General features: G+C 71.6%; 7 protein-coding genes. All 7 read right to left on the bottom strand.

Features of this window, described 5'->3' with window-relative positions; all coding sequences use genetic code 11:
- Nucleotides 1-168 precede the first annotated feature (168 nt).
- The 7 genes from ABT299_RS51625 to ABT299_RS51595 all read right to left on the bottom strand — a co-directional run bounded on the left by ABT299_RS51625 (nt 169) and on the right by ABT299_RS51595 (nt 8,587).
- On the bottom strand, nt 169-1,197 hold the full coding sequence (locus tag ABT299_RS51625; protein ID WP_500255354.1) for an SCO6745 family protein: 1,029 nt from the start codon (nt 1,195-1,197) through the stop codon (nt 169-171).
- A 150-nt stretch (nt 1,198-1,347) separates the two neighbouring features.
- On the bottom strand, nt 1,348-1,905 hold the full coding sequence (locus ABT299_RS51620) for a hypothetical protein (protein WP_500255353.1): 558 nt from the start codon (nt 1,903-1,905) through the stop codon (nt 1,348-1,350).
- A gap of 5 nt (nt 1,906-1,910) precedes the next feature.
- Entirely contained in the window at nt 1,911-3,185 is a 1,275-nt protein-coding gene (locus tag ABT299_RS51615; RefSeq protein ID WP_500255352.1) for a thymidine phosphorylase, read from the bottom strand.
- Nucleotides 3,186-3,280: 95 nt separating this feature from the next.
- Nucleotides 3,281-3,688 carry a cytidine deaminase gene (locus ABT299_RS51610; protein ID WP_500255351.1) on the bottom strand — a complete coding sequence of 136 codons (408 nt, stop codon included), beginning with the start codon at nt 3,686-3,688 and terminating at the stop codon, nt 3,281-3,283.
- A gap of 245 nt (nt 3,689-3,933) precedes the next feature.
- Nucleotides 3,934-5,286, bottom strand: coding sequence for an ABC transporter permease (locus ABT299_RS51605; RefSeq protein ID WP_433141771.1), 1,353 nt, complete (start codon nt 5,284-5,286; stop codon nt 3,934-3,936).
- Nucleotides 5,283-6,464, bottom strand: a complete 1,182-nt coding sequence (locus ABT299_RS51600) for an ABC transporter permease (protein ID WP_387021604.1) — start codon at nt 6,462-6,464, stop codon at nt 5,283-5,285. Before ABT299_RS51600 ends, ABT299_RS51605 begins: the two co-directional genes overlap by 4 nt.
- 584 nt (nt 6,465-7,048) lie before the next feature.
- A complete protein-coding gene (locus ABT299_RS51595; protein ID WP_190867404.1) occupies nt 7,049-8,587 on the bottom strand; it encodes an ATP-binding cassette domain-containing protein in 1,539 nt (512 codons plus the stop codon).
- Between the last annotated feature and the right edge of the window lie 196 nt (nt 8,588-8,783).

The raw sequence follows: 8,783 nt of genomic DNA, 5'->3' as shown, positions 1-8,783 counted from the left end.
AGGGGCCGCAGAGGCTCCAAAGTCAAGGGTGGACGAAGTCCATCGCGAAGCGACGCCGAAGGCGCCCTTGACTTTGGAGGGGCGGCCCCGTACGCCAGCGCCGCCCCCACCGCCCGATATCCCCTCTCCCGATATCCCATTGCCCGGCGCCTTATCGTCGCCACACCCTCACACGGACTGGCCGGTTTCGAGCTTTTCATAATCGTAGGTCATGCCGATTCCAAGGGTGCTCTGCATTGGAAGGAGTCCGGTGCCGACGATGTCGAGAACGATAGGCATCAGCAAATCGGCCAATTCCTTCACCTCGCCGGACGTGAGGAGATCCCACGGACCAGCGGCGAGTTCGTCGGTGCGCTTCTCGACCGCCGCGCGGACCCGGACGCCCTCTTCGGTAGCGGTGACTGCCGCAGCGCTCGCTTGACCGACAAGTCCGAACGCCACCCCCTCCGCCCCCGCCTCACCGACGTCGCCCACGTCGCCCGGCTCGCCCGCCTTTTCCCCAGCCTGGCCGGCCGTTTCCCCGTCCGCCCGCACCAGCCCGCGAGCGGCGAGACCGTCACGAGCGGCGTTCCACTGCTCGACGGTCCACTGCCGGCTGGCGAACACTTCGGCGGGAGCGGCACCCACTGCGGCGTGCGAGACCAGCGCCTCGGCGGGACCGATGTCATGGGCCCGGAGCGCCGCTATGTGGCCGTCGCCGCGGTGCTCGCGCAGGATGGTGGCGGCCTGCCACAGCACCATGTGCGGCTCGTCCGGCCAGGGCAGTGCGGCGTTGGCGGCGGCCATCGGCCGATCCGTCACGTCCGCCGCCTCGGCGACTCGACGCGCCGTCTGGGCGGCTTGCCGCAGTTCCGGCGAACCGATCCGGTCGCCCAGGATCCGGCGCAGCGCCCGGTCCATGGCGCTACGGCGCGCGGCCAGAACCTGCTCGGGCGTTGCCGTCTGCCAGGCCGACGCCATGTACCGCTCGACCATCTCCGGGTTGAAGCTGTAGAAGAGCTCGCTCACCGTTGACGCGTCCACCGCTCCCAGGGGAGCGGCCCGGTACGGGAAGTAGCTCGGCCAGCGCTCGTCGACGGTATATCCCAAGGCCGCAGCCTCTTCGGAAGCCTCAGGCGCGTAGTACAGGACGGCATGGACGGGCTCCAGCAGTTGCCACATCTGCCGGACGGTGCTCAAGTCATGGTTCATGGCCATCTCCGTCACCTCTGCACTCCCCGCTCACCGCTCCCCGCTCGTAGGGGTCACGGCTCGCGGCTCGCAATCTTGTCACTGTCTAGATCCGGGTACAGCTTCGCCCGCGAACGCGAACTTGTCAATGCCTAGTTCCGGCGACGGCGCCGCCGCTCAGCCCTCCGAGGCGCGGCGAAGAAGAGTCCGGACGTCCTCGACGTACACCAGGCGCCGGAACGGAACCCGCCGGTACCTGATCGGGAAGCCGAAAGAGGCCCGCTCACCCGTCCGATGCTCCACGAGCACGCGGACCTCCCCGTCCAGAACCGGCAGTTCACGGTAGAGAAGCCCTACGAGCACGCCGAGGCAACCCCAGGTACGGGACGGCAGCGCATTCCCGTAGACCAGGGCAGCGCAACGACACGTCCGTGCCTTCGCGTGAACGGCGGGCCAGAAGGAGTCCTCACCCCGGAGGCGGTCCCAGTCCACAGCGAGGTCCTCGTGCGTAGGCTTCTGCACTCGCACCTGGCCCTGACCAGGGACCTGCCCCCGTCCCGGCTTCAACCGACGCTCCCGCGACTGAGCACCCGCCGTCGAGCCGTCCAAGACGACCCACCGCAGCGGGACGCCCCGAAAGCGGCCCCACTCCCCCTGAGCCGTCCTCAGAGCCGCGAGCAGAACCTGGACGACATCTCCCCTGACCTCCGCAGAAAAGACGTCCAGCTCCCGCACAGCGGTCAGGAGATGCGGTCGAGGATGAGGGGATGAAGGTCCAGCGTCCCGCTCTCTTCGACGGAGAACGCGCCGTCCAGCGATTCCAGCGCGCGCGCAAACCGGGACTCGTCGTCGGCATGCAGCGTCAGCAGCGGCTGCCCGGCCGTGACGCGGTCACCCGGCTTGGCATGGCACGTGATCCCGGCCGCGAACGACACCGGGTCCTCCTTGCGCGCGCGCCCGGCGCCGAGACGCCACGCGGCGACGCCGACACCGTAGGCGTCCAGACGAGTCAGCACACCGGACGACGGCGCCGCGACGACATGGTTCTCCCGCGCGGACGGCAGCGCCGCGTCCGGGTCGCCGCCCTGAGCGCTGATCATCCGGCGCCAGACGTCCATGGCGGACCCGTCCTTCAGCGCGTCCGCCGGGTCCTTCCCGGAGACGCCGGCGGCGGCCAGCATCTCCCGCGCCAGCGTGAGCGTCAGCTCCACCACGTCGGACGGCCCGCCCCCGGCCAGCACCTCGACCGACTCCGCGACCTCGACGGCGTTGCCGACCGCGTTGCCGAGAGGGCGGTCCATGGCGGTGAGCAGGGCGACCGTCCGCAGCCCGTGATCGGTGCCGATCGCGACCATCGTCTCGGCGAGCTCCCTGGCCGTCTCCGGTGTCTTCATGAACGCGCCGGAGCCGACCTTGACGTCCAGGACCAGCGCGCCCGTCCCCTCGGCGATCTTCTTGGACATGATCGAGGACGCGATCAGCGGGATCGACTCGACGGTCCCGGTGACGTCCCGGAGCGCGTACAGCTTGCGGTCGGCGGGGGCGAGCCCGCTGCCGGCGGCGCAGATCACCGCGCCGGTGGAGCGCAGCACGTCCAGCATCTCGGTGTTCGACAGCGACGCGCGCCAGCCGGGGATGGACTCCAGCTTGTCCAGGGTGCCGCCGGTGTGGCCGAGCCCCCGCCCGGACAGCTGCGGGACGGCCGCGCCGCACGCCGCGACCACCGGCGCCAGCGGCAGCGTGATCTTGTCTCCGACGCCTCCGGTGGAGTGCTTGTCGGTTGTCGGACGGTCCAGCGCGGACCAGTCCATCCGCTCGCCGGACCGGATCATCGCCTCGGTCCAGCGGGCGACCTCGGCGCGCGTCATGCCGTTGAGCAGGATCGCCATCGCCAGCGACGCCATCTGCTCCTCGGCGATCTCGCCGCGCGTGTAGGCGTCCACCGCCCAGTCGATCTGGTCGGCGGTGAGCGTCCCGCCGTCGCGCTTGCTGCGGATGACGTCGATGGCGTCCACAGTGTCCTCTCAGTTCGGAACGGAGCCCCTGGGGCCGGACCTTGGCCGGACTCGGTCAGGACTTGGTCGGCCCCCACGGGTGAGGGGTCGGGGCGTCAGGCCCGGGTGATCAGGTCGTCGGGACCGAAGGCGTCGGGCAGGACGTCCGACATGGGCAGGATGCCGCGGATGGTCTCCAGCAGCGTCTGGGCGCCGCCGTGCTCCCACAGGAGCTGGCGGCAGCGCCCGCACGGCATCAGCGGGTCGCCGTGCCGGTCGACGACCGACACCGCGACGAGCCTCGGCGACCCGGTCTTGCCGGGCCCGTGCAGCGCCGACACCAGGGAGCATTCGGCGCACAGCCCGACCCCGTACGAGGCGTTCTCGACGTTGCAGCCGGTGATGACGCGCCCGTCGTCCACCAGCGCCGCCGCTCCCACCGGGAAACCGGAGTAGGGCGCGTACGCGCGCTCCATCGCCTCCCGCGCGGCGGTGCGCAGGGCAGGCCAGTCGATATCGGTCATGCACCCATGATCTCTCAGGAAGGCACCGGGTCAGCGGGTCGGCGAGCCTCGCAAGACCGAGCCAGCGAGCCTCGCAAGACCGAGCCAGCGAGCCTCGCAAGACCGAGCCAGCGAGCCTCGCAAGACCGAGCCAGCGAGCCTCGCAAGACCGAGCCAGCGAGCCTCGCGTCGCCGGGCAAGCAAACCTCACCGCACCAGCACAGCGAACCTCACCGCGCCAGCACAGCAAGCCTCACCGCGCCAGGTCAGCGAGCCTCGCCGCGCCGGTACCGCAGGCCGTCGGCGGCGGGCATCCGCAGCCGCTGGCTGGCGAGCGCGAGGACGAGCAGCGTCGTCAGGTGCGGGCTGAACGACACGAGCTCACCGGGGACGGCGTCGCTCAGCAGGAACCAGACGAGCAGCGCCGCCGCCGCGACCAGCGACAGCACCGCGCCGACGTAGGCGCCGCGGACCTCACGCCGCCCGAGGTCCGTCACGACCTGCGAGCGCAGCCGGTTGGCGCGCACGCCCTGCCACACCGCGACCCCGATGAGCAGGATCGTGACGAACAGGAGCAGCGCGTGCACGGACTGGCCGCCGCCGCGCACGTTCATCGCGTCGGTGTAGCCGAACAGCAGCGACCCGGCGGCGAGCCCGCCCGGACGCCAGTTCCCGAAGATCATCGACGCGAGGCCGATGTAGCCGCGTCCGCCGGTCTGCCCGTCCTGGTAGAGGGTCGCGGCGACGGTGACGAGGAACGCGCCGGCGAGGCCGGAGAACCCGCCCGAGATGATCACGGCCGCGTACTTCATCCGGTACACGTGCACGCCGAGGGACTCGGCCGCGTACGGGTCCTCGCCGCAGGACCGGATCCGCAGCCCGAACGGAGTTTTCCACAGGATCAGGAAAGTCAGCGGGATCAGCAGCAGGCAGACCACGGTGAGCAGTGACAGCCCGTTCGTCACCCCGCGAAGGATGCCCGCGATGTCCGACACCAGGAACCAGTGGCGGTTCTCCAGCGAGCCGAGCCAGTCGGGGCTCTCCCAGCCGCCGATCTTGCCGCCGGACAGCACCGGCAGCGTCAGCGTCTTGATCGGGTCGATCGGCGGCGACTGCCGCGGCCCGCCGCCGAGGTCCTTCGCGTGCCCGGTGTTGAAGATCAGCCCGGCGAGGAACTGGGTGAGGCCGAGCCCGAGGATGTTGATCGCGACACCGGACACGATGTGGTCGACGCCGAACGTGACCGTCGCGACGGCGTGCAGCAGCCCGCCGAGCGCGCCGCCGAGGATGCCGAACAGCACGCCGATCCAGGGACCCCACTGGTAGCCGGCCCACGCCCCGGTCCAGGTCCCGAGGATCATCATGCCCTCGAGCCCGATGTTGATCACGCCGGAGCGTTCCGCCCACAGCCCGCCGAGCCCGGCGAGGAAGATCGGCACGGCCAGCCGGAGCGCCGCGCCGACCGTCCCGCTGGAGGTGACGTCGTTCGCGCCGTCGATCACCCGGACGAGCGACAGCAGCACCAGCATCCCCGCCGCGATCAGCAGGTAGTGCGGCCAGCGCAGCCGGAACTTGCCGTTCCCCGCCTTCGCCGGCGCGACGGTCTCGGTCGCGGTCATGAGGTGCTCCCAGCGGCCTCGCGGGCCAGGTCATGGCCGGTGGCGAGCTCCGCGGCGACGGACCGCTGCTGCAACCGGATCTCCCAGCGCCGGACGAGCTCGTAGACGATGACGACGGTCAGCACGACCACGCCCTGCATCACCCCGACGATCTCCTTCGGGACCTCGACCTCTTGGAGGATGTCGGAGGTCTGGTCGAGGAAGGCGAACAGCAGTGACGCGAGCGCGATCCCCGCCGGATGGTTGCGGCCGAGCAGCGCGACGGTGATGCCGGTGAAGCCGAGGCCCGCCGGGAAGTTCAGCGAGTAGTCGTAGGACTCGCCGAGCAGCCCCGGGATGCCGATCAGCCCGGCCACCGCACCGGACGCCACCATCGTGATCACGATCATCCGCTTGGCGCTGACGCCGCTGGCCTGCGCGGCGGACGGGGACAGCCCGGAGATCTTCAGGTCGAACCCGAACCGGGTGTAGTTGATGACCACCCAGAACACGACGCCGACCACGATCGCCAGGGGCAGCAGCCCGTACACCGCGCCGGGCAGGTCGATGCCGATCGCCGACAGGAAGCCGTTCAGCGGCCCGACCCGTCCCGAGTGCGGGATGGTCGCGGTCGCGACGTCGTTGCTGTTCGGCCGGGGCTCGGCGAGCCGCTTGTCGTTCAGCAGGTAGGCGATGACGCCGGTGGCGATCGCGTTCAGCATGATCGTCGACAGCACCTCGCTGACCCCGCGGGTCACCTTCAGCACGCCCGCGATCGCCGCCCACAGCCCGCCGACCAGCACCGCCGCGACGATCACCAGGATCTGTCCGAACGGCGCGGGCAGCGAGACCGCGCCGCCCAGCGCGGCGGCGAGGAACGCCGCCAGCCGGTACTGGCCGTCCACGCCGATGTTCAGCAGCGCCATCCGGAAGCCGATCGCGACCGCGACCGCCGACAGGTAGTACCGGGTGGCGCGGTTGATGATGTCGACGATGGAGTGCTGCTGCGTGCCGTAGTCGACCATGCTCTGCACGGCGCTGACGGGGTCGGCGCCGGTCAGCCGGAGCAGGATCATCGTGATGCCGAGCGAGATCAGCAGCGCGAGGATCGGCGCGCCGATCTTCAGACCGAGCCCGGTCGGACCGAGCCCGCGCAGGACCGCCTTCCACGACGGCACCGGCTCGGGCCCCGCCTTCACCGGCCCCCCGCGCTCCGAAGGATCGGGCTCAGCCGGCTTGGGAACCTCCACCCGCTCCGCCCCCGCCCCGGAGCCAACACCGGCCCCGGACGCAGCGCCGGACGCGGACGCCGCGCCAGACTTGCGCACTGCATCCGACTCGGACGCCGCACCGGACTTGGATGCCGCACCGGACTCGGACGCCGCGCCAGGCTTGGACGCCGCGTCAGGCTCGGACGCCGCATCCGACTCGGACGCCGCACCGGACTTGGATGCCGCACCAGGCTTGGACGCACCACCAGGCTCCGGCGCTGCACCAGACTCGGACGCAGCGCCGGACTCGGAGGCCGCGTCTGGCTTGGACGCTGCATCTGACTTGGGCGCCGCGCCAGGCTTGGACGCACCACCAGGCTCCGACGCTGCGCTGGGCTCCGAAGCCTCACCGGGCTCTGCCGTGCCGGACTTGGACGCATCACCGGATCCCGAAGCCGCGCCGGATCCAGACGCCGTGTTGGGGTCGGAGGCCTTGTCGGGCTTGGGAGGCTTGTTCTGGTCGGAGGGCGGGGTGAGGGGGTCGTTCGGGTCCGGGGTGTCGTTCGGGCCGGTCATGACGGGTCCCCGGCGCCGGTCATGGCGGAGCCGAGCTCCTCCGGGGTGACCGTCCGCGGATCGACCTCCGCGACCAGCCGGCCCCGCAGGATCACGTGCAGGGTGTCGGACATTCCGATGAGTTCCTCAAGATCGGCGCTGATCAGCAGCACGGCGAGCCCGTCGGCGCGGGCCTGGCGCAGGTAGTCCCAGATGGCGGCCTGGGCGCCGACGTCGATGCCGCGGGTCGGGTGCGCGGCGATCAGCAGCCGCGGCTCGCCGGACATCTCCCGCCCGACGATCAGCTTCTGCTGGTTGCCGCCCGACAGGGCGGCGGCGGGCACGTCGATGCCGGGCGTCCGGACGTCGTACTCGCGGACGATCCGGGTGGTGTCGCGGCGGGCGCCGCGCCGGTCCACCCAGGGGCCGCGGACGTTGGGGCGCTGCGTCTGGTGGCCGAGCACCCGGTTCTCCCACAGGGTGGCCTCCAGCACGAGCCCGTGCCGGTGCCGGTCCTCGGGGATGTAGGCGATGCCGGCCTCGCGGCGGCGCCGCGTCGGCCAGTGCTCGATCTCCTCGCCGCCGTAGACGATCGTCCCGGCGTCCGCGGACCGCAGGCCCATGATCGCCTCGATCAGCTCGCTCTGCCCGTTGCCCTCGACGCCGGCCAGCCCGACGATCTCGCCGCGCCGGATCCGCAGCGAGACGTCGTCGACGACGGGACGGCCCTCGGGGGTGAGGACCGTGAGCCCGCCGACCTCCAGCTGGACGTCCTCGGTGACGGTCGAGTCGCGCAGCTCCGGGGTGGGAAGCTGCGAGCCGACCATCAGCTCGGCGAGCCGCCGCGAGGTGACCTCGGACGGGTCGAGCCGCGTCGCGACGGTGGTGCCGCGGCGGATCACCGAGATGGTGTCGGCGACCGACAGCACCTCGTCCAGCTTGTGGGAGATGAACAGGACGGTGAGGCCCTCGGCGCGCAGCTCCCGCAGGTTGCCGAACAGTTCCTCGACCTCCTGCGGGACGAGCACGGCGGTGGGCTCGTCGAGGATCAGCAGGCGGGCGCCCCGGTACAGCACCTTGAGGATCTCGACGCGCTGCCGCTCGCCGACGCCGAGCGTCTCGACGAGGACGTCGGGGTCGACGCGCAGCCCGTACGCCTTCGACATCTCGCGGATGCGGGCGCGGGCGGCGTCGAAGTCGATGCGGCCGCGCAGCCAGCCCTTGGCGCGCGGCTCGGCGCCGAGGATGACGTTCTCCAGCACGGTCAGGTTGTCGGCCAGCTTGAAGTGCTGGTGGACCATGCCGATGCCGCGGGCGATCGCGTCGGCGGGGGTGCGGAACGACACCGCCTCCCCGTCGATCTCGATGGTGCCCTCGTCCGGCCGCTGCATCCCGTACAGGATCTTCATCAGCGTGGACTTGCCCGCGCCGTTCTCGCCGCAGAGCGCGTGCACCTCGCCGGGCTCGATGCTCAGGTTGATGTCGCGGTTGGCGACGACGCCGGGGAACCGCTTGGTGATCGATGTCAGCCGCACGGCCGGCACCTGGTCAGGCACGAGTGCCCCTCCTCCTGCCTCGGGATACGCGGCCGGGGCGCGCGCGCCGGGCGGCGTCGCGTCGGCGACGCACGGCCCGGGCGCGCGCGCCCGGCCGGGAGACGGCCGGGGGGGGGGGGCCCGCGGCGGGCGGCGGGGGCCGCCCCCGACCCCCCCCCCGGCCCAATTGGGGGTTTTGGGGGGGGGGGGGGGGCGC

This window comes from Spirillospora sp. NPDC000708 (genome assembly GCF_040299565.1).
Classification (GTDB): domain Bacteria; phylum Actinomycetota; class Actinomycetes; order Streptosporangiales; family Streptosporangiaceae; genus Spirillospora.
Note: the sequence above shows the minus strand (reverse complement) of the source record. Positions and strands in the feature narration are given on the sequence as shown.